16 protein-coding genes and 2 pseudogenes are annotated in these 24759 nt (G+C 69.1%); 6 read left to right on the plus strand and 12 right to left on the minus strand.

Annotated features, from left to right (window positions below):
• Positions 1 to 183: 183 nt before the first annotated feature.
• Positions 184 to 678 (plus strand): Dps family protein, encoded by a 495-nt coding sequence (locus tag AAFL97_RS20110; protein ID WP_263460362.1) that lies wholly within the window; start codon positions 184 to 186, stop codon positions 676 to 678.
• A gap of 83 nt (positions 679 to 761) precedes the next feature.
• Here AAFL97_RS20110 and AAFL97_RS20115 read toward each other — a convergent pair whose 3' ends face one another.
• The 6 genes and pseudogenes from AAFL97_RS20115 to AAFL97_RS20140 form a co-directional block, all read right to left on the minus strand.
• The gene (locus AAFL97_RS20115) at positions 762 to 1370 is read right to left on the minus strand and encodes an IMPACT family protein (protein WP_341646435.1); all 609 of its coding nucleotides are present in this window, start codon (positions 1368 to 1370) and stop codon (positions 762 to 764) included.
• 13 nt (positions 1371 to 1383) lie between these two features.
• Complete coding sequence (locus AAFL97_RS20120) at positions 1384 to 2067, minus strand: hypothetical protein (RefSeq protein ID WP_341647211.1); 684 nt, start codon at positions 2065 to 2067, stop codon at positions 1384 to 1386.
• Positions 1967 to 4798 (minus strand): annotated as a pseudogene (recC, locus tag AAFL97_RS20125) (exodeoxyribonuclease V subunit gamma); the annotation flags it as partial. The gene AAFL97_RS20120 and the pseudogene recC, both read right to left, overlap by 101 nt.
• Before the next feature lie 60 nt (positions 4799 to 4858).
• Positions 4859 to 6181, minus strand: a complete 1323-nt coding sequence (locus AAFL97_RS20130) for a diguanylate cyclase domain-containing protein (RefSeq protein WP_341646436.1) — start codon at positions 6179 to 6181, stop codon at positions 4859 to 4861.
• Positions 6178 to 7104, minus strand: a complete 927-nt coding sequence (locus tag AAFL97_RS20135) for an ABC transporter substrate-binding protein (protein WP_341646437.1) — start codon at positions 7102 to 7104, stop codon at positions 6178 to 6180. The genes AAFL97_RS20130 and AAFL97_RS20135 overlap by 4 nt, the downstream gene beginning before the upstream one ends.
• An 8-nt stretch (positions 7105 to 7112) precedes the next feature.
• The gene (locus AAFL97_RS20140; RefSeq protein ID WP_341646438.1) at positions 7113 to 9125 is read right to left on the minus strand and encodes a TonB-dependent receptor plug domain-containing protein; all 2013 of its coding nucleotides are present in this window, start codon (positions 9123 to 9125) and stop codon (positions 7113 to 7115) included.
• A gap of 221 nt (positions 9126 to 9346) precedes the next feature.
• On the opposite strand from AAFL97_RS20140, the gene AAFL97_RS20145 reads away from it, so the two are divergent.
• Positions 9347 to 10999, plus strand: coding sequence for an ATP-binding domain-containing protein (locus tag AAFL97_RS20145; RefSeq protein WP_341646439.1), 1653 nt, complete (start codon positions 9347 to 9349; stop codon positions 10997 to 10999).
• 74 nt (positions 11000 to 11073) lie between these two features.
• A complete protein-coding gene (locus AAFL97_RS20150) occupies positions 11074 to 12390 on the plus strand; it encodes an enoyl ACP reductase FabMG family protein (RefSeq protein WP_341646440.1) in 1317 nt (438 codons plus the stop codon).
• Positions 12391 to 12534: 144 nt separating this feature from the next.
• Here AAFL97_RS20150 and AAFL97_RS20155 read toward each other — a convergent pair whose 3' ends face one another.
• From AAFL97_RS20155 to AAFL97_RS20165, 3 genes are all read right to left on the minus strand, one after another.
• Positions 12535 to 13593, minus strand: coding sequence for a hypothetical protein (locus AAFL97_RS20155; RefSeq protein WP_341646441.1), 1059 nt, complete (start codon positions 13591 to 13593; stop codon positions 12535 to 12537).
• 203 nt (positions 13594 to 13796) lie between these two features.
• A complete protein-coding gene (locus AAFL97_RS20160) occupies positions 13797 to 15176 on the minus strand; it encodes a GTPase/DUF3482 domain-containing protein (protein WP_341646442.1) in 1380 nt (459 codons plus the stop codon).
• Positions 15173 to 16642: a DUF2868 domain-containing protein gene (locus AAFL97_RS20165; RefSeq protein WP_341646443.1), complete on the minus strand. Its 1470-nt coding sequence runs from the start codon at positions 16640 to 16642 to the stop codon at positions 15173 to 15175. The genes AAFL97_RS20160 and AAFL97_RS20165 overlap by 4 nt, the downstream gene beginning before the upstream one ends.
• Positions 16643 to 16941: 299 nt before the next feature.
• On the opposite strand from AAFL97_RS20165, the gene AAFL97_RS20170 reads away from it, so the two are divergent.
• The 3 genes from AAFL97_RS20170 to AAFL97_RS20180 all read left to right on the plus strand — a co-directional run bounded on the left by AAFL97_RS20170 (position 16942) and on the right by AAFL97_RS20180 (position 19001).
• The gene (locus AAFL97_RS20170; RefSeq protein ID WP_341646444.1) at positions 16942 to 17418 is read left to right on the plus strand and encodes a bacteriohemerythrin; all 477 of its coding nucleotides are present in this window, start codon (positions 16942 to 16944) and stop codon (positions 17416 to 17418) included.
• A 52-nt stretch (positions 17419 to 17470) separates the two neighbouring features.
• Positions 17471 to 17944 (plus strand): hypothetical protein, encoded by a 474-nt coding sequence (locus tag AAFL97_RS20175; protein WP_341646445.1) that lies wholly within the window; start codon positions 17471 to 17473, stop codon positions 17942 to 17944.
• A gap of 130 nt (positions 17945 to 18074) precedes the next feature.
• Entirely contained in the window at positions 18075 to 19001 is a 927-nt protein-coding gene (locus AAFL97_RS20180) for a ketopantoate reductase family protein (protein ID WP_341646446.1), read from the plus strand.
• A gap of 37 nt (positions 19002 to 19038) precedes the next feature.
• Here AAFL97_RS20180 and AAFL97_RS20185 read toward each other — a convergent pair whose 3' ends face one another.
• The 3 genes and pseudogenes from AAFL97_RS20185 to AAFL97_RS20195 all read right to left on the minus strand — a co-directional run bounded on the left by AAFL97_RS20185 (position 19039) and on the right by AAFL97_RS20195 (position 24748).
• Positions 19039 to 20166 carry a CobW family GTP-binding protein gene (locus tag AAFL97_RS20185; RefSeq protein WP_341646447.1) on the minus strand — a complete coding sequence of 376 codons (1128 nt, stop codon included), beginning with the start codon at positions 20164 to 20166 and terminating at the stop codon, positions 19039 to 19041.
• Positions 20163 to 21581: an AdeC/AdeK/OprM family multidrug efflux complex outer membrane factor gene (adeC, locus tag AAFL97_RS20190; RefSeq protein WP_341646448.1), complete on the minus strand. Its 1419-nt coding sequence runs from the start codon at positions 21579 to 21581 to the stop codon at positions 20163 to 20165. The genes AAFL97_RS20185 and adeC overlap by 4 nt, the downstream gene beginning before the upstream one ends.
• 13 nt (positions 21582 to 21594) lie before the next feature.
• Positions 21595 to 24748, minus strand: a pseudogene (locus AAFL97_RS20195) (efflux RND transporter permease subunit).
• Positions 24749 to 24759: the final 11 nt, after the last annotated feature.

Consider the following 24759-nt stretch of genomic DNA (forward strand, 5'->3'; position numbering starts at 1 on the left):
ATCCGGCCTGCCGACGTGCGCCGATTGTCCGCGTCAATCGCCCGAATCAAACGCAGCGATGCGTTTAAGCGGTATTCTGACCGCTCAGCCGATTCGCTTACGGCGACATCCGACTTGCATCGCAGGCCGGACGACACGCCGCCGAACGGCCCCGAATCCTCTTTCATGCAGGAGATCACGCACATGGCAAGCAAGAAGACGAAAACCCCGGCGATCGACATCGGCATTCCCGAAGATCAGCGCAAGAAGATCGTCGCCGGCCTGTCCGCCTTTCTGGCCGACAGCTACACGCTGTACCTGATGACGCACAATTTCCACTGGAACGTCACCGGCCCGCAGTTCAACAGCCTGCACGCGATGTTCATGGACCAGTACACCGAGCAGTGGAACGCGCTCGACGTCATCGCCGAGCGCATCCGCGCGCTGGGCTTCCCGGCACCGGGCACCTACAAGGAGTTCGCCAAGCTGACCTCGATCAAGGAGGTCGACGGCGTGCCCAAGGCCGAGGACATGGTCCGCCACCTCGTCATCGCCCAGGAAGCCACCGCCCGCACCGCGCGCTCGCTGTTCGACCTGGTCGACGAAGCCAACGACCAGCCGACCGCCGACATGCTGACCCAGCGTCTCGAAGTGCACGAGAAGACCGCCTGGATGCTGCGCAGCACGCTGGAAGAATAAGCGGGCTCGCGAGCAACAGCAGGACAAGACTGCCCCCTGGCCGGCCCGCCGGCCAGGGGGCAGTGCCTTTTTTTACGCCCGGCTCACTCTCCGCCCGACAGTTCCTGCTCGTCCAGCCACAGCAGCCGCCCCTGTCCCAGCTCGTTCAGGCGGCTGACGAGCCCGGCGGCGGCATCCTCGGCCAGGCTGAAGCGCAGCGTCACCGCCTGGCCGTGGGCGACATCCAGCAAGGCCGCGCCGGCCGCATCCAGCTCGCGGCGCAGCATGCCTTCCTGCGCATAGGGCACGGTGCAGCCGAGCGTCCGCAGGCGCACGATCGGCACCTTGGTCGCAGTCAGCAAGGCCTGGGCGACGCTATCGGTATAGGCGCGCACCAGCCCGCCCGCGCCCAGCTTGATACCGCCGAAATAGCGCACCACGGTGGCGAGCACGCCTTCCAGATCCTGGTGGCGCAGCACGTCCAGCATCGGCCGGCCGGCGGTGCCGCTGGGTTCGCCGTCATCCACCGCCGCCGACTGCCCGCCCGCGAGCAAGGCCCAGCAGACGTGGCGGGCACCCGGATGCTCGGCCCACAGGCCGGCCACTACCTTCTGCGCGCTGGCGCGGTCGGCCATCGGCTGCACGCAGCCGATGAAGCGGCTCTTCTTGATGATCAGTTCGCTATGGACGGGTTCGGCAAGTGTCAGCGGCATGGCATCGGTCCGGTCAGGCGTCCTCGAGGTGCTCGAACAGCGGCCCCAGCACCTGGCGCGCAAGTTCGAAGAAGCGCTCGCCGGGCAGACCCTGCTCGCCCCTGAGCACCAGGCGCCAAGCCGGATCGTTGGCTTCGCCGAACTCCGGCCGCATGCCGCCACCCCATTTCTTCAGTGCCTCGCTGTCCTTGCCGCCGCTGCTCATGCAGGCCCAGGCAGACTTGGGGAAGAAATGCAGCGGCCGGACCAGGCCTTCGCGGTAGAGCGCGAGCAGCGCGTGCAATTCCGCCCGCGCCTGCGCCCGGGCCAAAGGCCGGAAGGCGAAGCCGCCGTCGCGCGACAGGCCGCGCGTGCGCGCCGCCACGCCGGGGGCGGGATCCGCACACAGCAGCAGATGGGCAATCCACGCGCCCAGACAATCGGCGGCGCGGGTGTCGTCGTAGCGCGCGAACAGCAGGCCGTCGGGGCGCAGGTCGGCAAAGGCCGCGGACAAGGCCCAGGTCTCGCCATCGAGGCTGAGCTCGACACGCGCAACATACGGCGGCAGCGCCGGCTCCGCCTGGATCTTGCCGCCGGCGGCGGGCGAAGGCACACAGGCTGCCGAGTTCGCGTTCGAGCGCAGCCTCGCCCAGGCGGCCGGCCGGATATTCACCGCCGGCGCGGGCGAGCGCCCACAGCGCGGACGCTTCGCACGCATCCTCCTCCGGCCCGAGCAGCACCGGCAGCAGGCGCCGCGCCAGCGCCTGGGATGCCGGCCAGTCGGGCAGCATCGGCTCGACGTCGTCGAGTTCGGCTTCGGCCTCGGGCAGCGCCAGCCCCAGCCGCTCGCGCAGCAGATAGCGCCCGGGGTGGGAAAAGAAGCGCGTCAGTTGCTGCAGGTCCACTTCGCGCCAGGCGGCTTCGGGCGGCGGCAATGGCAACACGAAGAAGGGTGCGGCCGGCGTAGGCGTGGCCGGCGTGGGCGCGGCCACGTTTCCGTCGTCCTCGACATCGTCCCCCTGCTCCAGCGCCTCTTCCACGTCGATCGCCACCGGACGCATGCCGGCCTCAAGCCGGCTGGCGAGCACCCTGGCGTAGTCCTCGTTGAAGCTGACCAGCCGTGCATCGCTGCGCCCGGCGGCGACGAAATAGTCGGCAGCAAAGGCCTGCAGCGGATGATGAAGGAGCAGGCGCTCACGCGCTTGCGCCACAGCCTGAGGGTTGCCGGCTTCGGCGGCGCAGGCGCCGGCCAGGGTGTCGAGCAGCTCATCGACCAGCACCGACGGCGGCAGTGCCGAGCCGTCGCGCACGCTGCGGCCGACATGGGACAGATGCAGCACCTCGCGCGCCGACAGGACCAGATCGAGGAAGAGGTTGCGGTCGTCGAGGCGGCGCTGGCGGTCGCCGGCCTGCGGGCGGGCGCTCATCAGGTCGAACTCGGCCGGGCGGTCGCTGCCGGGGAAGGCGCCCTGGTCCAGGCCGATCAGGCAGACGACGCGATACGGCAGGCCGCGCAAGGCCGACAGCGCGGAGAAGGTGACCGTGCCGCCGGGCACGGCGCCGCGCGCGGGGTCGTCGAGCCGCGCGGCCAGGGCGGGATGCACCACGTCGAGCGCAAGCTCGGCGTCGCAGCCGGCCGTGGCGATGTCGTCGGCCAGCGCGGCGATGGCGGCGCGGACCTCGCGCAAGGCGTCGGCGTGCTCGGCGCTGTCATCGACCAGGCGCTCCAGCACGGCATAAAGCACCCGGCGCCAGCCTTCGCCGTCATGCGCCTGCTGCAGCTCGTCGCGCATCGCGCGCAGGCTGTCGACGTAGCGCCAGAAGCCGCCGAGCGCGAGCGCAGCCTGGCCTTCCGGCGCCGCCGCGCCGACATGGCCGGCGAAAGTGGCGCGCTGCGCGGCATCGCCCGCCGCCCAGGCGAGGAACAGGCGGTGCAGGCCGTCCTCCAGCGTGTGGCCGGCAGGCCGCAGCACGCCATCGTCGCTGCCGCCGGCTTCCAGCCCCCAGCGCACGCCGGCTTCGCGCATCCAGTCGTGGATCGTTTCCAGCGCCGCGTCGTCGAGGCCGAAGCGGACTGCCACCGGCACCTGCTGCAGCAGATCGAACACCTGGCTGGCGGGAAAGCGGCCGACCGCGAGCTGCAGCGCCCGGTCGAGCACCCTGGCGACCGGATTGTCCTGCCTGCCGCCGAGACCGGTGATGCGCCAGGGAATGTGCCGTTCGCGCGGCACGGTGCCGAACACCGCTTCGATCAGCGGCGCGGTGCTTTCGAGATCGGGCGTCAGCACCACGACGTCCGCCGGCTGCAGCGCCTCCGGCGTGCCGGCGCCGGCCTTGAACAGGCCGAGCAGGCGGTCGTGCAGCACTTCGAGCTCGCGCGTGCGCGAATGGCAGACCTGCACTTCGATACTCCGGTCAGGGCTGCGGTCGGTCGCCGCCAGCCGGATGCTGGCCGGTTCGAGCTCCTGCAGGTCGAGGATGGCGTTCTGCAGCCGCGCCAGCAGGTGGCGGCCGGGGTGGGGCGCGAAGACGGCTTCTTCCTCCACCGCATGCTCGCCTTCGAACAGCAGGCCGATGTGGGCGCGCGTCTGCTTGCCCCAGGTCGCGAGCAGGCTGTTGCCGGTTTCGAAGAACATGTCCTGCTGCCGCGCGGCGAGCCAGGACAGGCGGCGCGCATCGACGATGTCGAACCAGAATTCTCGGCAGGGATTGAGCACGTACAGCCGCACCTCGACCACGCGCGCGAGCTCGCGCAGCATGTCGAGATAAAGCGGCGGCAGCGCCGGCAGGCCGAACACATGCACCGACGCGGGCAGGCCGGCGGCGGCCAGCTCCTCGCCCGACATCGCCGTGACGCGGCGCAGGAAGATCCGCGCCGGATGTTCCTGGCCCAGCGCCAGGCTTTCGTGGATGCGGCGCCAGAGCTCGGCCTGCCAGGCCTCGTCCTCGCGCTCGGCCGCCGAAGCGCCGGCGTCGAGCACCGAGCCGCGCCTGCCCGCCCAGGTCTCGAGCCATTGGGGACGATAGGTCAGGTAATGGTCGAAGACCTGCGCGATGCGTTCGGCCAGCTCGAAGCGCATGCGCGCATCGGCGCGTTCGAGATAGCGCGCCAGCCGTGGATGGCCGGCCAGCCAGGCATTGGCTTCATGCGCCGGATCGAGCAGGCCGTGGATGCGCCAGGTCAGCGTCCCGACCGCGAAGGGCGAACGTTCCGGTACCGGCACGACGAGGCGGATCTGCCGCCACAGCCACTGGGCGAGATAATCGAAACCGAGGTTGGCGCAGATGCCTTCGCGGTCGGCCATCGCCAGTTCGACCTTGCGCCGCAGCGCGCTGCTCGGCACCACCACCTGGCGCTGGCCGAACGGCCCCGGCTGCTCGGCGCCGAGGCGTTCGAGCAGGCTGTCGAGCAGGATTTCGAAGCGGTTCGAGAAACTCAGATGGAACATGGCGGGGCCGCCGGACGGGGCAGCGCCAACAAAAGGGCGCTCGCGCGGATGGAGCGCGGATTATACGGGCGCGCTGCCGTTTTCCGCCGGCTCGGGCTGGTACTCCATGGCGTAGCCCCGCCCTTCGCGCTTCACCGTGTAGCAGGCATGGTCGGCCGCCCTGAGCACGTCCGCGACGTTGTCGACGGAAGGGTCGATGATCGCGAAGCCGATGCTGGCACCGATGCGGAAGGTCCGGCCATCCCACTCGAAGCGCAATTCGCGGACGGCATCGCAGACCCCGTTGGCGATGCGATAGGCATCGGCGCTGGAGCAGCCGCGCAGGATCATGGCGAATTCGTCGCCGCCGATGCGGCACACCGTGTCGCCCGCGCGCAGCCGGTGCCGGATCAGGTCGGCGATCCGGCACAGCAGCGCGTCGCCCGCGGCATGGCCGACGGTGTCGTTCACGGTCTTGAAGTTGTCCAGGTCGATGAAGCACAGCGCCCCATGGTCGCCCGCCCGGCGCGAGATGGCGACCATTTCGGCAAGCGCCAGCTCGAAGGCGCGGCGGTTCGGCAGCGCCGTCAAGGGATCGTGCATGGCCTGGTAGGCAAGGCGTTCGGTGGCTTCGTCGATCCGGGCCTGCATGTGCTGGTGGGCGCTGTCGATGGCGCGCGCCATCGAGTTGAAGCCCTGCTGCAGTTCGTGCAGTTCCTCGCTGCCGGCGGCATCGGACACCTGCACGTCGCTCTCGCCGCCGGCGATGCGCTTGACCGCCTCGGCCAGGCGGGCCAGCGGCCGGCTGACCTGGCTCGTCAGTTGCACCGCAAGCAGCGCGGTGAGCAGCACGATCACGAACGCCAGGCCGAGCGTGGTCATCATCGTCGCCCGCCACTCGGCATCGAGCGCGCTGGTCTCGAGTTCGACATACACCCAGCCGACCGGCTCCGGCTTGGGCCTCTCGCCTTCGCCCCCCACCTCATCGACCACCATCGGCACCGACATCACCGGTGCCGCAAACCCCCTGAAGCTGCCCCATTGCTCGAGCCGCATCGGCTCGTGCACGGCCTTGATGCGCGCGGCATCGAGCAGATGCGCCGTCCCGCGCGCGGCAATGACTTCGCCACCCCGCTCGTACAGCACGACGGCCGCCACGCCCGATAACTTGCGCAGCGCCTCCATCAGTTCGTTGAGGTTGTCGGCATTGCCCGAAATCACGCCATACTCGGCGGCCGGAGCAAAGAAGCTGACGATGGCGAGGCCGCGTTCGACGATCGCATCCTGGGTCATGCGCTCGCCGCGATGCAGGAACAGGCCCGCCATCGCGGCGATGAGCAGCGACATCGGCAACAGCACGGTCAACAGCAGGCGCCTGCGCAACGGAATCCGGGCGACGTTCATCGGCGTTCTCCCGTGGCGATGAAACGCAACAGCTCCTCGTCGCTCGCCACGTTGATGCCCAGCGCACGGGCAACCTGGCGGTTGACGGCGATTTCGAAGGACGCCGGACCGCTCACCGGCGGCAGCTTGACGCGGTCACCATTCTGGGTGCGCAGCCAGGCGATGAGATCGGTGGCGGCCTGTTCCGGTGTGGTGAAAATGGCGGCCAGCGCGCCCGCTTCGACGTATGCGCGTGAAAACGCGATGATCGGCCGCTGGTAACGATAGCTGGTGAGCAGGATCGAACGCACCGAGACAGGCGTGGAGAGAAGCGCATCGGGCAGCGCGATGAGGCCGTCGCACTCGCGCAGCACGACTTCGAGCTGCTTCATCAGGCCGCTCTCGTCGCTCACCACGCGGTCCACCAGGCCGATCTGCAGCGCCTCTGCCGCGCGCTCGAAGGACGCGGCGCCCATCCGTTCCGGCCCGAACAGGATCCCCGCCCGCTGCGCATCGGGCATCACGGCCTGGAGCAGGCGCAATTGCCGCTCCGCCGGCTGGTCGAGCGTGACGGCGGACAAAGGCCGGTCGGCATGGTCGCGGCGGATGTTCTCGAAGCGCGCACGGCCGAGCATGACCGCCAGCGTCGGGCGCGGATGCAGGCGCAGCACCGCCGACAGCGCCGCTTCACCGCTGGCGATGACCAGGTCGGCACGCGCGAGGGCGGCATCGTCCAGGCCCTCGTCCAACGAGCCGGCATCGACCACGCGATGGCCCAGGCTGGCCGCGGCGCGGCTGAAATTCTGCGCGAACACGCCGTGCGGGCCGGTGCGCTGCGACACCACCAATGCCACTTCCAGCGCGGCGCGCGCGGACGGCACCAGCCCCGCCAGCAGCACCAGCAGCAGGCAGAAATGCAGGCGGAACCGCCACCGCCGGATCATCGGCACGACTACCACGTCAGGCGCAGACTGCCGAACAGATGGGGCTCGCGACGATAGCGTCCGGCATGGAAATCCGCGTATCGCCCACCCACGCTCTGCGCCACCAAAGCCACTTCGTTGGCCGAATTGGCGCCGCCGAAGCGGCGCGACAGCTTCAGGTCGACGCGGTCCTGCTCGGGCACGCGGTCGCCATCGTTGAGCCAGTTCATCGACGAATGCCGGTAATAGCCCAGACTGGCGCGCCAGCGCCCCGGCAGCTCCTTGATCAGCAGCAGCGAAGTGATCGAGCTCGGCGCGCTGGTCTCGAAATCCTCATCAACGCTGGCCCCCTGCACGTCGACATCGATGACGGCCTGCGACAGCACCACCCGGCCCCAGCCGGGCCGGCGCCAGTCGATGCTGAACTCGCCGCCGGTCACGCGGAAGCTGCCGACGTTCCGGAACACGAAGGAACTCGGGCCCCGGCGGGCCCGCCAGTCCCATTCGATCGGGGCAAAGTCCGCCGGCGGCGCCGGACACATCCAGGCAGAATCCCGCGGCGGCCTTTCCCAGGGCTGCAAGGGATACCAGCAGCGCTCGTCGTCGATATAGTCGTCATATTCCTGATAGAAGGCCCGCACATCCACGCCCAGCCCCAGTTCCCGGAACATCGCCGCATAGCCGAGCTCGGCATGCTTCACCCGCTCCGGCTGCGTGTCCGCGCCTGCCCAGGCACCGATCCGCTTGATCTCCGGGCCGACGCGGATCACCTGCATCGCATGGGACTCGACCAGCGAAGGCGTCCGGTACGACACCCCGGCCGAGAAGCGCAGCGCCGAATCGGGCGTCAACGCATAACCGAGCGCCAGCCGCGGCGAGAACAGCGAGCCGCTGTAGTGATGCTCTTCCAGCGTACCGCCCAGATCGATCCGCAGGCGCTCGACCGGCGACCACACCACGCTGCCGAACAACTGGCTGCTGACGCCGCTGATCGTGCCGCCGGTATCGAACATCGACCGCGAACGCGCTGCCTCGCGGCGCACGCCCGCACCGAGCATGAAGCGCCAGGCCGGCGACAGCCTCGCGCCGTACTGCACTTCGAGCTCCTCCCGCTGCACGTCGCTGTCCATGTCCACCGACAACACGCCCAGCCCGGGCACCGCGACCTGCCAGGGCACGCGCGTACGCTCGCGCTGATGGTGGAACTGCACGGACAGCTCGGAATCGACCGCGAAGCTGCGTTTCCAGCCGACATGCACATAGTGCGCATGGGTATCGTCCTCGCGCAGCGGATATTCCAGGCTGCCGGGCGCCCCGCGGTCGGTACTGCCGCGGCTGAGGCCCAGCATCCACTGCAGTTCGTCCTGCGTGGACAACTGCGCCGTGGCGCTGAAATTGAGCACCGAGCGCTCGATGATCTTGCGCGCCTCCAGCGCGCCATCGTCGTTCCGGTGAGGGCGGAAATTCACCGCGCGCCGGTGCGAACCCGACAGCCGCCAGTCGATCGCCGCGTCGGCATCGCCATTGATGCGGAAACCGTGGTCATGGAAACCGTCGTCGCCGATCCGCGAGATCACCGCCATGCCGCTCTCGGTCGCCGGCGAGCGGGTGATGATGTTGATCACCCCGTCGAAGGCATTGACGCCATAGGCCGCGCCATTGGGGCCGCGCACGACCTCGATGCGCTCGATGTCGTCGACCCGCAGCGGCAGGTCATGCCAGTTGGTATTGCCCCACGCCGGGCTATTGACGGTGCGCCCGTCGATCATCACCTTGATGCGGCGATCATAGGCGTCGCTCATGCCATGGTTGGCCACCACCGGCGAGCCGTCCGGCCAGTCGGCGACGAGGAAGCCCGGCACCAGGCGCATCAGTTCGTGGATTTCGGTGAGGCCAGAGGCTTCGATCATGTCGCGATCGATCAGCGTCACCGCGACCGGCGCATCCACCGGCGACTGCGCCATGCGCGACGCGGTCAGGACGATCGGCACGTCCTCGAAGAAGGCATCCGCCGCCCATGCACAGCTGGCGGCGACGGACACGACGAAGGTGCCGAAGCCCGAGGCTGCAGTCTGAACAGGATGGCGAAAGAACAAAACGGTGGCTCCATTCGATACTCGAAACGCCTCGATGGCGCAACGCGGCGAGCATAACGCATGCTTGATACACTGACGGTGTGAAGGAGTCGACACTTGGCGCATTCCGTTACATCCTCTTTTTGTATCTTTTTTCCATTCCCTTCCCTCCCCGGGCACGAAACCCCATGGCACGCACCCATCCCGAAGGCTGGCGACAGCTTCCCGCCGCCGGTGCGCGCGGCCGCGAACGCAGCACCCTCGCACTGCTGGCCGACGCGCTGCCACCGGACTGGACGATCTATCACGGCCTGCACTGGACCCGCGTCGACGGCCCGCAGACGATCTTCGGTGACGTCAGCTTCGCCGTGCTCGGCCCCGGCGGCCGCATCCTGCTGATCGAGCAGCACGCCGGCTTTCTCGACGAGACCGCGGACGGGCTGGTGCGCCCGGGCAAGCGCGCGCGGATCGTCAGCCACGAACTCGCGCGCAGCGCCGACGCCCTGCGCGCCCGCCTGCGTCCCGCGCTCGACGGTGCCGAAGCGCTGCTCGACACCCTGCTCTACTGCCCCGACCACACCGTGCGCCAGCCCGGCAGCGCCGGCCTCGACCCGGCGCGCATCGTCGATGCGCCGCGGCGCGACAGCCTGGCCGCCACCGTGCGCGCGCTGACCGCGCCGCAGGACGGCGACCCGCCGGCCGACGAGGCCCGGCTGCAGGCGCTGCACCGCTTCTTCGCCGACCTGCTGGAACTGGTGCCCGACGTGCAGGCCCACATCAGCCAGGCCGACGAACTGACCACCCGGCTGTCGGGCGGCCTCACCGAATGGGCGCGGCGCATCAGCGCGACACCGCACCGGCTGCGCATCACCGCCACTGCCGGCAGCGGCAAGACCCAGCTCGCGCTCGCCGCCTACACCGATGCGCTCGCCGCCGGCCGCCGGCCGCTGTACGTCTGCTACAACCGCCCGCTCGCCGACCACTTCGCCCGCATCGCCCCGGCCGGCGGCGAAATCGCCACCTACCACCAGCTCTGCGACCGCCGCCTGCGCGACGCCGGCCGGCCGCCCCGCTTCGGCGTGCCCGGCGCCTTCCGCCGCATGGAAGAAGATTTCGCCGCACTTGTGTCCGCGCACCCCCATCCGGACTGGCAGTTCGACGAACTGATCATCGACGAAGGCCAGGACTTCATGGAACCCTGGCGCGACGCCCTGCTCGCGCTGCTCAAGCCCGGCGGCCGGGCCTGGTGGCTGGAAGATCCGCTGCAGAACCTCTACGCCCGCCCGTCGGTGGCCCTGCCCGGCTGGATCGGCCTCACCGCCGACACCAACTACCGCACGCCGGCCGACGTGCTGGCGCTGCTCAATGCCCGCCTGCCGCTGCCGACACCGATCCGCGCCGGCAGCCCGGTGGCCGACAGCGGCCCGGAAGTGCTCGCCTGGCGCGACGACGCCGGCCTGATGGACGCCACCAAACGCGCCATCACCCGCGCCCTCGGCCTCGGCTTCCGCCGCGAGGCGATCGTGCTGCTGACTTTCCGCGGCCGCGAGCATTCGCGCTTCACCCCGCTCGAACAGCTCGGCCCGCATCGCCTGCGCGCCTTCACCGGCCGCTACGACCTGCTCGGCGAACCCGAGCACTCACAGGGCGAACTGCTGATCGACTCGGTCTACCGCTTCAAGGGCCAGTCGGCGCCCTGCATCATCTTCACCGAGATCGACTTCGAGACGATGGACGACACGGCGATGCGCAAGCTCTTCGTCGGCGCCACCCGCGCGACGATGAAGCTGATCATGGTCGCCTCGGAACGCAGCGCCCCGCTGCTGTCGCCGCTGGCCTGACGGCGGCCGTGCCGGCGCAGGTACAATCGCGCCTGTCCTTCATCTTCGGCCGGCTCCGTCGGCATACATCGTCCATGAACAAGCCCATCTCCCTGACCCAGCTCCCGCAGACCAACATCTTCCGCAAGGGCGACGTGTTCGTGCTGTTCGGCGAACTCTTCGGCCGCGGCTATGCCAGCGGCCTCGTCAATGAAGCACGCAAGGCCGGCATGGACATCGTCGGCATCACCGTCGGCCGGCGCGACGAGAACAACGCGCTGCGGCCGCTGAACGACGAGGAGCTGGCGGCGGCCGAAGCCAACCTGGGCGGCAGGATCATCAACGTGCCGCTGATGGCCGGCTTCGACCTCGACGCGCCAGCCGGCGAGCCCACGCCCACCGAGCTGCTCAACAAGATGACGCTGAAGAGCTGGGAGCAGGACAAGCTCGACTGGGCGCACATCGAGAAATGCCGCGAGCTCGGCACCCGCCGCTTCCAGGCCGCGGTGGCCGAAGTCATGGCACGGATCGACGGCCTCATCGGCGACGGCCGCAACGTGCTGTTCGCCCACACCATGGCCGGCGGCATTCCGCGCGCCAAGGTCTTCATGGTGATCGCCAACCGCATCTACAAGGGCCGCGGCGAGCGCTTCATGCCCTCGCAGACCCTGCTCGACAGCGACCTCGGCAAGCTGATCCTGCAGAACTTCGACGAAGTCTCGGCGATCACCTTCCAGCATCTGATCGAAGGCAGCGCGGCGATCCGCGCGCGCGTCGAGGCCTCCGGCGGCCAGGTGCGCTACAGCGCCTACGGCTACCACGGCACCGAAATCCTCATCGACGGCCGCTACCAGTGGCAGACCTACACCAACTACACCCAGGGCTACGCCAAGATGCGGCTCGAACGCATCGCCCAGGCCGCCTGGGACCAGGGCGTCAAGGCCACGGTGTACAACTGTCCGGAGATCCGCACCAACTCCACCGACGTCTTCGCCGGTGTCGAGCTGCCGCTGATCTCGCTGCTGCAGGCGCTGCAGCACGAAGGCGGCGGCGCCTGGGCGGCATCGCAGTGGGAAGCCTGCCGCGCGCTGCTGGCCGACGGCCATACGCTCGAAGAGGTGCTGCAGAAGGTCGCCGACTTCCAGGGCAGCGAAACGATGCAGGGTTTCCGCGACTTCGCCGCCTGGCCGCAGCCCAACAGTCAGGCCCAGGCCGACCTGCAGATCGGCACCTCGGAAGACATCGTGCAGATGCACAAGGACCGCTCGGCGCTGATCACCGACCTGCTCAGCAGCCTGGTGCTGGAAGCCAGCGGCGCGCTGATCCTGCGCGAAGCCTCGGCGCCGACCGGGCCGGTGCTGTGGCTCAACCACGACATCATCGCGCGGCAACTGAACCAGCTCCACGCCTGACAGCGGCCTATCCCCCGCCGTACCAGTAGGAGCGGGTTCAGCCAGGGGCGCCAAGCCGCGAACACGGCCTTGTTGCTGCTTCAGACGCTGCTTTCACGGCTGAAGCCACTCCTACGATTCCGACAAAAAAGGGGCTGCTGGCGCTTACACCGCCAGATCGACCTGGCTGACCGTGCCGACGCTGCCGTCCTCGCGCAGGTAGATGCTGCTGGCACGCACCATGCCCAGGGTTTCGTTGGCGGCATTGTTGAGGCTGAAGCGGGTGTCGGCGCGGCCGAGATAGAAGGCGCCGACGCCCGCTTCCTTCAGCGTCTGCAGCGTGCCCACGCCCTGGGCATCGGGGCGCCAGATGCGCAGCTGCGACCAGGCGGCATCGTTCTCGTCGATCCAGCCGTTGCCGTCGCCGTCGAGCGCGGCCAGTTCGTCGAAGCCGTTGCCGGTGTTCGGGCCGAACAGCTCGCGGCCGTCGTCGACGCGGCCGTTGCCATTGCGATCCAGCGCCAGATAGCCGCTGCCGCCGAGCAGCGGCATCCTATCCAGCGTACCGTCGGCGTCGAGGTCGAAATCGAAATGCACGTTCGACAGCGCCGCCGCCGGGCCGCCGAAATCGAGCACCAGCGGATCCTGCAGCCTGCGCTGCTCGCCGCCCCGCAGGCTGACCGACACCGACTCGCTGTAGCTGCGCGACATCGAGAAGCCGAGTTCGAAACTGATTTCCGCACCATCGGCGGTGCGGATCATGCCGGAAGCGCTGAAGGTAGTGGTTTCGGACTCGGAGTAGGTGGAACTGAAGTCGTAGGCGAAGCCGGGGCCGGACGGTTGCTGCTGCACCGGCGCCTCGGCCGCGGCCTGGCCCAGGTCGCGCAGGTTCAGACGCGGTATCGGCCGGCCGGTTATGGCTTCGATGAGCTTGATCAGCATGGGCACCGTCGCATCGTCGTCGAGTTTCAGTCCCTTGGGCCCAGATGCAGGTCGGGCCCCGACAAACGCCGCATCGGCCAGTTGCGCCCGGCGCGCAGCTTCGGAGATCTGCACCGCGCCGGAAGAGGAAGGACCGTTGGCGCCGGCCTCGGTCTCGTTGTTCGTGGTGGACGACAACATGGCGCCGCCCCTGCCCCATACCTGGAGGCGCTCGAAGGTCTCGGTCGATTGCGAAAACTGCCGGGAGGATTGCAGTTCGATACTGGATGCGGCGATTTTCATGGCAAGGCCTCGAGCGCGTCAGCGGCATGCCCCCTTAACGGCCGCGGCCCCGAAAACTTGAGTACTACGTCACACCCGCGGCAAAAAATACCCCCACGCTCATCCGCTTCGCGGACTCGCTGCCCCCCCCCCCAGGGGGGCGCTTTTTGCCTTGGGGCGGCCCGGCGGACAAAAAAAGCCATGCGCCGCATCTCGCCCGGCCTTCAGTGCAGCGTCGTCGCCAGTTCGTCGATCGCGGCTGCGCGCTCGTCGTCATCGCCTTGCCTGCCCGCCCATTCCGGATGGGCGCGGGCCTTGTCCAGCGCGTAAGGCAGATCGGCCTTGCGCCAGCGCTCGGCCACTTCGTCCGCAGCGCCGGCCTCGCCGACCTCGATCGGCGCCAGCGCAGCATGGCCGCGGCCGTCTAGCGCGGCCAGCAGCCGGTGCTGGCGCAGCGCGACGACGCGCAGGATGACGTCGTCCACCGTCAGTTCGCGGTGGCCGCGCAGCTTGGCGGCGATGCGTTCGCCGTAATGGCCGAAGGTCTGCCACAGGCCGCCGGCGATCGCCCCCAGGGCAGCGGCGGCACCGAGCGTGAGGCCGCCCGTCATCAGGTCGATGCCGACGCCGGCCGCGGCACCGGCGGCGACGCCGGTCGACAGGCGCAGCCCCATCTGGCGCAGGGTCTCGGGGTTGAACAAGTCGTCGTCCCAGCGTCCGTCGGTCAGCGGCAGCTCGGCGGCACGGGCATCGCCGGGGCGGAAGCGGTACAGCCGCAGCAAGGCTTCGACGCAATCCTGCTCGCGCCGGCGCACCGCATCGCGCAGGGCTTCGACCGCGGCCTGCAGCGCCTGCGCCGAGTCCTCACCGGCCTCCAACCGCTCACGCCGCGCCGCCAAGTCGATCAGCAGTTCGGCCACCAGCCGCCGTGCCGTCGCCCGCCGCTCGTCGGCTTCGCGCGCACGGGCATCGATCAGGCGCTGCAGCGCGGGGCGGTGGGCATGCATCAGCGTCGCCAGGGTGTCGAACAGCTCGCGTTCGCCATCGAGCGCCGGCGCCACGGTGTCGAAGCTGACCACCGCATGCAGGCTGAGCCGGGCCAGCGCGGCACGCCATTCATCCACCTTCGCATCCTTCGAGGCGACGAAGTTCAGCACCGGCAGCAGCGGGCGGGCGCAGGCCGCGAGCAGTTCCAGCTCGTCGCGGTGCTTGGGCAGCACCGGGTCGCGCGCATCGACGACGTACAGCGCCGCATCGCTCGCCAGCATCTGGCGCAGCACTTTCGCCTCCTGCTCGAAGCGCGCGTGCGCCTCGGGCCGCTCGAGAAAGCGTGCGAGCCGGTCGAGGCCATCGAGGCGTTCGCCGGGCGCCGCCAGCGCATCGACGAATTCGAGCAGGGCGATGGCATCCTCCATCCCCGGCGTGTCGAACAGCTCCAGCGCCGGCCGGCCATCGGCCATCAGCCGCAAGCCTTCGACGTGGCGCGTGGTGCCGGCCGAATCGGACACTTCGCCGAAACCCACATCGCGCGCCAGCGTGCGCAGCAGCGAGGTCTTGCCGGTATTGGTGTGGCCGACGACGGCCACGCGCAGCACTTCGTTCATGGCATCCGCTCCAGCCCGCGGCCGTCCAGCCAGTCGCGCGCGGCCGTCTCGTCGAGGATCAGCACCTCCGGCGCAAAGCCCAGCCGGGTCAGGCCTTCGCGCCACTGCGGCAGACGGCTTTCCGCCGTCTCACCGCTGCTGCCGCCGGCACCGAGCGCCCACACACGCGTCTCGACGGCATGATCCGCCAGCTCGGCGATGACGCCGAGGTTGCCGCGGTCCGGCGTGCGGCGCGGATCGACCGCCACCAGCAGCCGGCACGGCGGCTGCGCGCCGAAACGGACGAGCGCCTCGCGCCGCTGCTCGCGGCTATCGAGGCGGCCGGCGTCGAACACTACCAGCCCGTCCGCTGCGCTGCCGCCCTCGCCCGCCAGCGGCGGCCACGCGAGGTCGCCGCCCAGTTCGACGGCGACGAGCGCCGGCGCGCCGCTGCCCGCCAGCCGTGCCGCATGGCGCGCGGGACGCGGCATCACCGCCGGCTCGGGGTCGCGCACGCCGATGCGTTCGCTGTCCGGCAACAGCAATGGACGCAGCCTCGCATAACCGGGACGGCTCAGGTCGAGCCGCAGGCGCTGCAGCGAGCGCCGCCACAGCACCATGCACACCAGCGCCAGCACGGCGCGCGGCAGCACGCCATAGACCAGCAGGGCGCCGAGCAGCCAGCCCGACCAGGCGCGCCGTCCGCCCTCCTCCAGCATCGGCGCGTCGCCGCTGGCGACGACCGTGGCCGCGTCCGGCACCGGAAAACCCAGCAGCGCCGGCAGTCCGCCCAAGGCATCGACCAGCCAGGCGAACACACCCGAGGGCAGGATGGTGGTTTCCCAGACGAAGCCGTAGCGGCGCATCGCGAGCAGGGCCAGCACGCCCGCGGCGGCGCCAAGCAGGGCCAGCGCCCACAGCGCATGGCCGGCCGCACCGACGCCCCAGCCCGCAGCGCGGCTCCAGCCGGGCAGCCCGCCCAGCGCCAGCGGCAGCTCTGCCGCCGTCGGCGAACGCTCGAAGAAGGACGGCAGCCGCAACCACAGACCGCCCGCCACGCCCGTCCGGGCGCCACGGCTGCCGCGTGACAACAGCGTCGCCAGCAGCCACAGCAGCAGGCTGAACAAGTTGACGCCCAGCAGCCCGCCCAGCGCCCACACCACATTCACCGCACGGCTGCCGTCGCCCAGCACGCCGGCCGCGGCGCCGAAACCGAGCACCAGCACCAGCACCGCCGCCCCCGTCAGCAGCAGCCGTACCCGGCCGTGCCAGCGCAGGATCGCGTCGTGCCAGCCTTCGCGCAGGCCGAGCTCCTGGGCCCGGCGCAGCACGCGCGCCTCGAACTCGGGCGCGGCCGTGCGCGCCGCCCGGACCGCCGTGCGATCCTCGAGCACGCCATGGCGCTCCTCATGACGGCGCACGACCTCCGCCAGCCAGCGGGATTCGAATGGAGTCAGGGTGGCGGAGCTGCGGGCAGAGGCTGTCAAGGTTGTGCGGACCGATGCGGCCCGTTCGAGGGCAGGGTTGAAGGGCAAAGGGTGGACAGCATAGCAACGACCGCGCCTCGGCCATACCCGGAGCCCGCGCAACCGCCTGCACGAGCGGGAGCGGAAGCACGTCACGCTTGCGGCCCGATCGCGCCGCGCCACGGCGACAGCCGGTGCTATCTTGCCGTCATTGCACGGCAATCCCGTTTCGATGGCGTCGCGCGACATCCCTTGATGGCGATCAAGTCCCTGTTTTCAAAAAGGCTTAGTCTCCAGACCTGCGGCATACGAGGACATCCATGAGCACCGAGCTATTCCACTGGAACAGCGAATTCGACGTCGGCATCCAGGAAATCGACGAGCAGCACAAGGAGCTCGTCGACCTGCTGAACCAGTTGCACGTCGCCATCCAGGAACATCACGGTTCCGCGACGTCACGCCGGATCCTCGACAAGCTGGCGGATTACACCCGCACCCATTTCGCTGTCGAGGAAAGCCTGATGCGGGTGTCGAACTACCCGGAATTCGCCGCGCACAAGCAGAACCACGAAGACCTCATCGCCCAGGTCCGTACCCTGCAGGACAAGCTGAATTCCGGCACAGCCGCGATCACCTTCGAACTGCTCCACTTCCTCAAGGTTTGGCTGACGCGCCACATCAACGAGGCGGACAAGCGCTTCGGCACGCATTTCCTCGCCCACGGCGGCGCCAGCCAATGGTCCGACCATGTCGAGGAGGCGATGAAGAAGCGCAAGTGGTGGTGGAAGTTCTGGTAACGAGGCCGCCGCACCGATTTCTTCCGAAACGAACCTACTCACGGACCGCACCATGAAACTCAGCCTTCTGCTGCCGACCCTGCTGCTGGGCAGCACCCTCGCGAACAGCCCGGCATGGGCAGAACCGATGTCCTGTCCGGACCTCGCCGACGCGGTGCAGGTCGCAGCCTGCCCCACCGACGCGGAACTGCGCTACACCTTCATGGGCTACTGCGGCGACAACGCCCGCCTCTACGGCGCCGACGTCATCACCTGCGCCAGCTTCGACAACTACCGGCAGGTCAAGAACATCGCAATGTGGGAATCGGCCGACGGCCGCTTCAGCGGCTACCTGTCGTGCAATGAGACACCGGCCTCCATCCATGCCGCCAAGGCGAAGCGCATGCACGTCGAACGCAAGAACGGCCTGACCCGCCTGATCTGCGACTACGACGACGACCACCGCTTGGTCCATCGGACCAAGACCACGTGCACGGTCGAGGCGGAGGATTGCAGCGGCGGAGACTGCCGGGCAAGCTGCGACTGAGCCTGCGGCGGCCTTGCGCACGGCGGCGGCCGTTGCGACACTCCGCAGGCAGCGATCGTCCGAAGCCCCCGCAGCCATTTCCCCGGGGCCACTGAACGGCAGTCGCAGCCCACGTCGAAGGAGGCGCAGCATGCGGATACTCGTACTCGGAGCCGGCGGAATCGGGGGTTATTTCGGCGGCAGGCTGGCGGCGGCCGGCGTCGACGTCCGCTTCCTGGTCAGGCCACAGCGCGCCGAGCTGCTGGCCCGGCAGGGGCTGGTCATCACCAGCCCGCTGGGCGAGCTCCGCATCCCGGTCGCGACACAAACCTCGGCGGACTCACCGTTCGATGCGGTGCTGCTGGCCTGCAAGGCCTACGACCTCGATGACGCGATGCAGGCGATCGCGCCGGCGGTCGGGCCTTCGACGCTGATCCTGCCGCTGCTGAACGGCATCCGCCATCTCGATGCCCTCGATGCGCGCTTCGGCCGGGATCGCGTATTGGGCGGCTTGTGCCACATCGGCGTGACCCTGAATGCGGCCGGCGAAATCCAGCACCTCAACACGCTGCAGCGCTTCGTCCTCGGCGCACGGATGCAGGCCCAGGCCGAGGCTGCCGGCGCACTGCACGCGGTGCTGGCGCGCGGCGGCTTCGGCCCCGAGCTGAGCGGCGCCATCATGCAGGAGATGTGGGAGAAGTTCACCTTCCTCGCCACCTATGCCGGTATGACCACGCTGCTGCGCGCGCCCATCGGCGCCATCCTGGCGGCCGCGGAAGGCGAAGCCCTCATCCACGAAATGCTGCAGGAATGCAGCGCGACCGCTGCGGCCGGCGGCCATGCACCCCGCCCGGATGCGAGGGCGCAGATGCTCGCTTCCCTGGGCGAGCGGAACTCCGCCGGAACGGCGTCGATGTATCGCGACATGACGCGCAACGGCCGGACCGAGCATGAACACATCATCGGCGACATGCTCGCCCGGGCGCGCGCGGCAGGCGTGGCGGCGCCCTTGCTGCGGGTCGGCCTGGCGAACATGCAGGCCTACGAGGCGATGCGCTCGCAGGCAGCGGCGGCGTGATCCGAGGAGGCCGGCAGCGCAGGCCTTGAGGGCATGCTCAGGCCGGAATGCTGGGCTGCTGGCCGATGAAGCTGCCGAACAGCGCCGCGATGTCGGCGGCAGCCAGGTGGCGCACGATGAACACCAGCCGGCTGCGGCGGTCGTCGTAAGGAGGCGCATCGGGCCAGGCCGGCAGGCTCGCCACCGGGTACAGGCTGTGCTGCACGCATTGCAGCACGCGCGGCAAGGGATCGCCGACGACGTTCAGCAGACCCTTGATGCGCAGGATGTGCTCGCCGTAGAGCTGCAGCATCAGGCCGAGCGCATCGGAAAATTCGTACCAGGGCAGCGGTTCGTCGAAGCACAGCACGAAGCTATGCACGCTGGCGTCATGGCGCGTATGGGTCGGCTCTGCCGGCGTGCCGCTCCGCGCCCCCGGCTTGCGCCAAGCCGGCGCCTGCGCCGCGGTACGCCGCGCGGCAGCGGCCGCGGCTTCCTCGCCCAGCCACGCGGCGACGTCGGGATGCTTGCCGGCGGCGTCGTAGAGCCCGCAGCCGAACAGCGCATCCGGCGCCACCGCGCCTGCCGACACTTCGACCTGGCGTGCGGACGGATTCAGTCGGGCGACGTGCTCGGCCACTTCCCGGCGCTCGGTTTCGCCGGCCAGATCGCACTTGGTCAGCAGCAGGCGGTCGGCCATCGCCACCTGGCGCACGGCTTCGGCGTGCGCCTCCAGTTGGCCGCGGACATGGGTGACGTCGACGGCCGTCACCACGCCGTCGACGCGGTAGCGCTCGGCGATGAAAGGTTCGGACATCAGGGTATGGACGACCGGTGCCGGATCGGCGAGGCCGGTGGTCTCGATCAGCACCCGGCGCAGGCTCTTCAGCTCGCGCCGCAGCGCGCGCATGAAGAGGCCTTTCAATGCCTTCACCAGATCGCCCTGCACGCTGCAGCAGATGCAGCCCGAATCGAGCACGACCAGGGTTTCGTCGACTTTCTCGACCAGGTGGTGGTCGACGCCGACTTCGCCGAACTCGTTGATCAGCACCGCGCAGCCTTCCATGCCCGGCTGGCGCAGCAGATGGTTCAGCAGCGTGGTCTTGCCGGCGCCGAGAAAGCCGGTGAGCACCGTCACCGGAATGCGGCGGTCCTGCGCCCCGCTGTCAGGGGGCGCAGGGTTCATTGCCAGCCGCCGCCGAGCGCCTTGTACAGTTCGACACGGTTGGCCGCATCCGACAGACGAGTGGCGATCAGCTCCAGTTCGGCGCCGTACAGGCTGCGCTGGGCGTCGAGCAGGTTGAAGTAGCTGTCGACGCCGCCCTTGTAGCGCGCATCGGAGAGCTCGAAGCTCTTCGCCGTGGCCTCGACCAGGGCCCGCCGCGCATCGAGCTGCTCGGCCAGCGTGGCGCGCTCGGCCAGCGCGTCGGCAACCTCGCGGAAGGCGGACTGGATCACCTTCTCATATTGCGCGACGTTGATGTCGCGCTGGATTTCCGCCACGTCCAGGCTGGCCTGCAGGCGGCCGGCCTCGAAGATCGGCAGGCGGATCTGCGGCATGAAGCTCCAGGTGCGCGAGCCGCCTTCGAACAGGCCGTCGAGCGAGGCGCTCGCGCTGCCGACGCTGGCCGTCAGCGTGATGCTGGGGAAGAAGGCCGCGCGCGCCGCGCCGATGTTGGCGTTGGCGGCACGCAGGGCGTATTCCGCCTGCAGGATGTCCGGCCTGCGCACCAGCACTTCGGAAGGCACGCCGGCCGGCAGCACCGGCACGCTGGCGATCGCCTCGTTCAAGCTCGCCGGCAGCAGCTCCGCCGGCACGCCGGTGCCGACGATCAGCGCCAGCGCATTCTCGTCCTGCGCCACCAGCGCGGTGTAGCTCGCCATGTCGGCGCGCGCAGTCTGCAGCAGGGTTTCGGCCTGGCGCAGGTCGAGCGCCGATACCGCGCCGGCATCGAAGCTGCGCTGCGTCAGCTCATGCGACTTCTGCCGGGTCTCGAAAGTGCTGCGCGCCAGCGCCAGGCGCTCGCGGTCGGCGGCAAGGCGCAGCCAGGCGTTGGCGACTTCGGCGACCAGGCTGATCTGCGCGCTGCGGCGCGCTTCCTCGGTGCCGAAATAGGTCTGCAGCGCCTGTTCTTCCAGGCTGCGCACGCGGCCGAAGAAGTCGAGTTCGTACGACGCGAAGCCGAGGCTGGCGCTGTACTGGCGGCTGACGGCGGACTCGCCGGAGGCGTTGAGGTCGCCCGGCACGCGCTGCGCGCTCTGGCCGCCGCTGGCGGCGATGGTCGGGAACAGGTCGGCGCGCTGGATGCCGTACAGCGCCCGCGCGCGCTCGATGTTGAGCGCGGCGATGCGCAGGTCGCGGTTGTTTTCGAGCGCGAGCCCGATCACCTGGCGCAGGCGCTCGTCGGCGAAATAGTCGCGCCAGGCCATGTCGGCGGCCAGCGGCGCGACGGTGGATGCCTCGGTCGGCATCGCCTGCGGAAACTCCGCCGGCACCGGTGCAGCCGGCCGCTCGTAGGTCGGGATCAGCGAGCATGCGCCGAGCAGGGTGGTGGCCACCGCGACCACGAGAGTGCGGATTGGAGTACGAATTGGGGTCACTGAATTCTCCATGTCAGCGTGCCTCCTGCACGGCCGCGGCGTCCTCGCGCGGCTTGTCGGGGAAGATGCGCTTGATCACGACGTAGAACAGCGGCACGAAGAAGATGCCGAGCAGCGTACCGGCAATGGTGCCGCCGAGCACGCCGGTACCGATCGCGTTCTGGCTGCCGGCGCCGGCGCCGGTCGAGATCGCCAGCGGCAGCACGCCGAAGCCGAAGGCGAGCGAAGTCATGATGATCGGGCGCAGACGCATGCGCACCGCTTCGAGCGTGGCCTCGACCAGGCTCTTGCCTTCTTTCTCCATCAGCGCCTTGGCGAATTCCACGATCAGGATCGCGTTCTTCGACGACAGGCCGATGGTGGCGAGCAGGCCCACCTGGAAGTAGATGTCGTTCGACATCCCGCGCCCGGTCGCCGCCAGCAGCGCGCCGAGCACACCCAGCGGCACCACCAGCATCACCGCGAACGGCACCGACCAGCTTTCGTACAGTGCGGCAAGGCACAGGAACACGATCAGCAACGACAAGGCATACAGCGCCGGTGCCTGCGAGCCGCTGCGGCGCTCCTCGTAGGAAGTGCCCGACCAGTCGTAGCCGATACCCGGCGGCAGCTTGGCCATGATCTCCTCGACGGCCTGCATCGCCTCGCCGGACGACAGCCCCGGCGCGGCCTGGCCGAGGATCTCGCGCGACGGCTGGCCGTTGAAGCGTTCCAGGCGCGGCGAGCCATAGGCCCAGTACGAGCGGGCGAAGGCCGAGAACGGCACCATCTCGCCGGCATTGTTGCGCACGTACCACTTGTCGAGGTCTTCCGGCGTCATGCGCGCATGCGCATCGCCCTGCAGGTAGACCTTCTTGATGCGGCCGCGGTCGAGGAAGTCGTTGATGTAGCTGCCGCCCCACGCGGTGGCGAGGGTTTCGTTGATGTCGGCGACGCTGACGCCCAGCGCGCCCGCCTTGGCGTGGTCGATGTCCAGCCGCAGTTCGGCCATGTCCTCCTGGCCGTTGGGGCGCACGCCGACGAGGCGCTTGTCCTGCGCCGCCATGCCGAGGAACTGGTTGCGCGCGGCGAGCAGGGCCTCGTGGCCGAGGCCGGAGCGGTCCTGCATCTGCACCGTGAAGCCGCCCGAAGTGCCGAGCTCGATCACCGCCGGCGGCACGAAGGCGAACACCATCGCTTCGCGGATCTGCGAGAACGCGCCCATCGCCCGGTTGGCGACCGACTGCACGTCGAGCCCGTCACCGCGGCGCTCGTCCCACGGCCGCATGTTGACGAAGCCGATACCCATGTTCTGGCCGCTGCCGCCGAACGAGAAACCGGCCACGGTGAAGATCGCCCGCACCGCGTCCTTTTCGTTCTGCAGGTAATGCTGCTCGACCTTTTCCAGCACTTCCAGCGTGCGCTCCTGGGTCGCACCGGCCGGCAGCATGACCTGGTTGAACATGATGCCCTGGTCCTCTTCCGGCAGGAAGGAGGTCGGCATGCGCACGAACAGCAGGCCCAGCACGACGACGATGGCGACGTAGATCGCCATGAAGCGCACGCTGCGCTTGAGCATGCCACCCACCGCGCCTTCGTAGCGCTGGGTGCCGCGCTGGAACTTGTCGTTGAACCAGTGGAAGAAGCGCCCGAACAGGCCGCCCTCGCCGTGCTCGTGGCCCTTTTCGACCGGCTTCAGCATGGTCGCGCACAGCGCCGGCGTGGAACACGATGGCCACCAGCACCGACAGCGCCATCGCCGAGACGATGGTGATCGAGAACTGGCGGTAGATCACCCCGGTCGAGCCGCCGAAGAAGGCCATCGGCACGAACACCGCCGACAGCACCAAGCCGATGCCGACCAGTGCGCCGGTGATCTGGTCCATCGAACGCTTGGTGGCCTCCTTGGGCGGCAGGCCCTCCTCGGACATCACCCGCTCGACGTTCTCGACCACGACGATGGCGTCATCGACCAGCAGGCCGATCGCCAGCACGATGCCGAACATCGTCAGCGTGTTGATCGAGAAGCCGAACGCCGCCATCACGCCGAAGGTGCCGAGCAGCACCACCGGCACGGCAATGGTCGGAATCAGCGTGGCGCGCAGGTTCTGCAGGAACAGGTACATCACCAGGAACACCAGCACGACCGCCTCGACCAGCGTCTTGACCACTTCCTGGATGGAAATCTTCACGAAGGGCGTGGTGTCGTAAGGCACGACGTATTCCACCCCCGCCGGGAAATAGCGCTTCATCTCGTCGAGCCGCTCGCGCACCGCAGTGGCGGTCTCGAGCGCGTTGGCGCCCGAGGCCAGGCGGATGCCGACGCCGGCGGCGGGCTGGCCGTTGAAGCGGGCCACGGTGCCGTAGTTCTCGGCGCCGATCTCGACCCGCGCGACGTCCTTCAGGCGCACTTCACCGCCCTGCGTGCTGCTGCGCAGCAGGATGTTCTCGAACTGCTCGACGGTCTGCAGCCGGCTCTGCGCGGTGATGGTCGCGGTGAAGCCCTGGCCCGGCACCGCCGGCGTACCGCCGAGCTGGCCGGCCGACACTTCGGCGTTCTGCGCGACGATGGCTGCGCGCACGTCGGCCGAGGTGAGCTTGTAGTTGGTCAGGCGGGCAGGATCGAGCCAGACCCGCATCGAGTACTGCGAACCGAACACCGTCACTTCGCCGACGCCATCGACCCGCGACAGCGGATCCTGCACCGAGGCGACGAGGAAGTCCGACAAGTCGGTACCGGACTGGCTGCCGTCCTCGGACACGAAGCCGATCACCATCAGGAAGTTGCGCGCCGACTTGGCGACCGTGACGCCCTGCTGCTGCACCGGTTGCGGCAGCAGGGGCAGTGCGGTCTGCATCTTGTTCTGCACCTGCACCTGGGCGATGTCGGGGTCGGTATCGGCGGAGAAGGTCAGCGTGACCGAGGCCTGGCCGTACGAATCCGAGTTCGAGTTCATGTACAGCAGGCCGTCCAGCCCGGTCATCTTCTGTTCGATGACCTGGGTGACCGAATCCTCGACCGCCTTGGCCGATGCGCCCGGATAGCGGGCGTTGACGACGATCGCCGGCGGCGCGATGGACGGATACTGGGACACCGGCAGTTCGAGGATCGACAGCGCGCCGGCCAGCATGATGACGATTGCGATGACCCACGCGAAGATGGGCCGGTCGATGAAGAAGCGTGCCATGGAACGCTACC

It is taken from the genome of Thauera sp. SDU_THAU2 (assembly GCF_038260575.1).
Classification (GTDB): domain Bacteria; phylum Pseudomonadota; class Gammaproteobacteria; order Burkholderiales; family Rhodocyclaceae; genus Thauera.

Excerpts from the sequence above, each read along its gene's own strand:
- AAFL97_RS20110 (WP_263460362.1), top strand. The coding sequence starts at position 184 with ATGGCAAGCAAGAAGACGAAAACCCCGGCGATCGACATCGGCATTCCC.
- AAFL97_RS20115 (WP_341646435.1), bottom strand. The coding sequence starts at position 1,370 with ATGCCGCTGACACTTGCCGAACCCGTCCATAGCGAACTGATCATCAAG.
- AAFL97_RS20120 (WP_341647211.1), bottom strand. The coding sequence starts at position 2,067 with ATGCGTGCGAAGCGTCCGCGCTGTGGGCGCTCGCCCGCGCCGGCGGTG.
- AAFL97_RS20130 (WP_341646436.1), bottom strand. The coding sequence starts at position 6,181 with ATGAACGTCGCCCGGATTCCGTTGCGCAGGCGCCTGCTGTTGACCGTG.
- AAFL97_RS20135 (WP_341646437.1), bottom strand. The coding sequence starts at position 7,104 with ATGATCCGGCGGTGGCGGTTCCGCCTGCATTTCTGCCTGCTGCTGGTG.
- AAFL97_RS20145 (WP_341646439.1), top strand. The coding sequence starts at position 9,347 with ATGGCACGCACCCATCCCGAAGGCTGGCGACAGCTTCCCGCCGCCGGT.
- AAFL97_RS20150 (WP_341646440.1), top strand. The coding sequence starts at position 11,074 with ATGAACAAGCCCATCTCCCTGACCCAGCTCCCGCAGACCAACATCTTC.
- AAFL97_RS20155 (WP_341646441.1), bottom strand. The coding sequence starts at position 13,593 with ATGAAAATCGCCGCATCCAGTATCGAACTGCAATCCTCCCGGCAGTTT.
- AAFL97_RS20160 (WP_341646442.1), bottom strand. The coding sequence starts at position 15,176 with ATGAACGAAGTGCTGCGCGTGGCCGTCGTCGGCCACACCAATACCGGC.
- AAFL97_RS20170 (WP_341646444.1), top strand. The coding sequence starts at position 16,942 with ATGAGCACCGAGCTATTCCACTGGAACAGCGAATTCGACGTCGGCATC.
- AAFL97_RS20175 (WP_341646445.1), top strand. The coding sequence starts at position 17,471 with ATGAAACTCAGCCTTCTGCTGCCGACCCTGCTGCTGGGCAGCACCCTC.
- AAFL97_RS20180 (WP_341646446.1), top strand. The coding sequence starts at position 18,075 with ATGCGGATACTCGTACTCGGAGCCGGCGGAATCGGGGGTTATTTCGGC.
- AAFL97_RS20185 (WP_341646447.1), bottom strand. The coding sequence starts at position 20,166 with ATGAACCCTGCGCCCCCTGACAGCGGGGCGCAGGACCGCCGCATTCCG.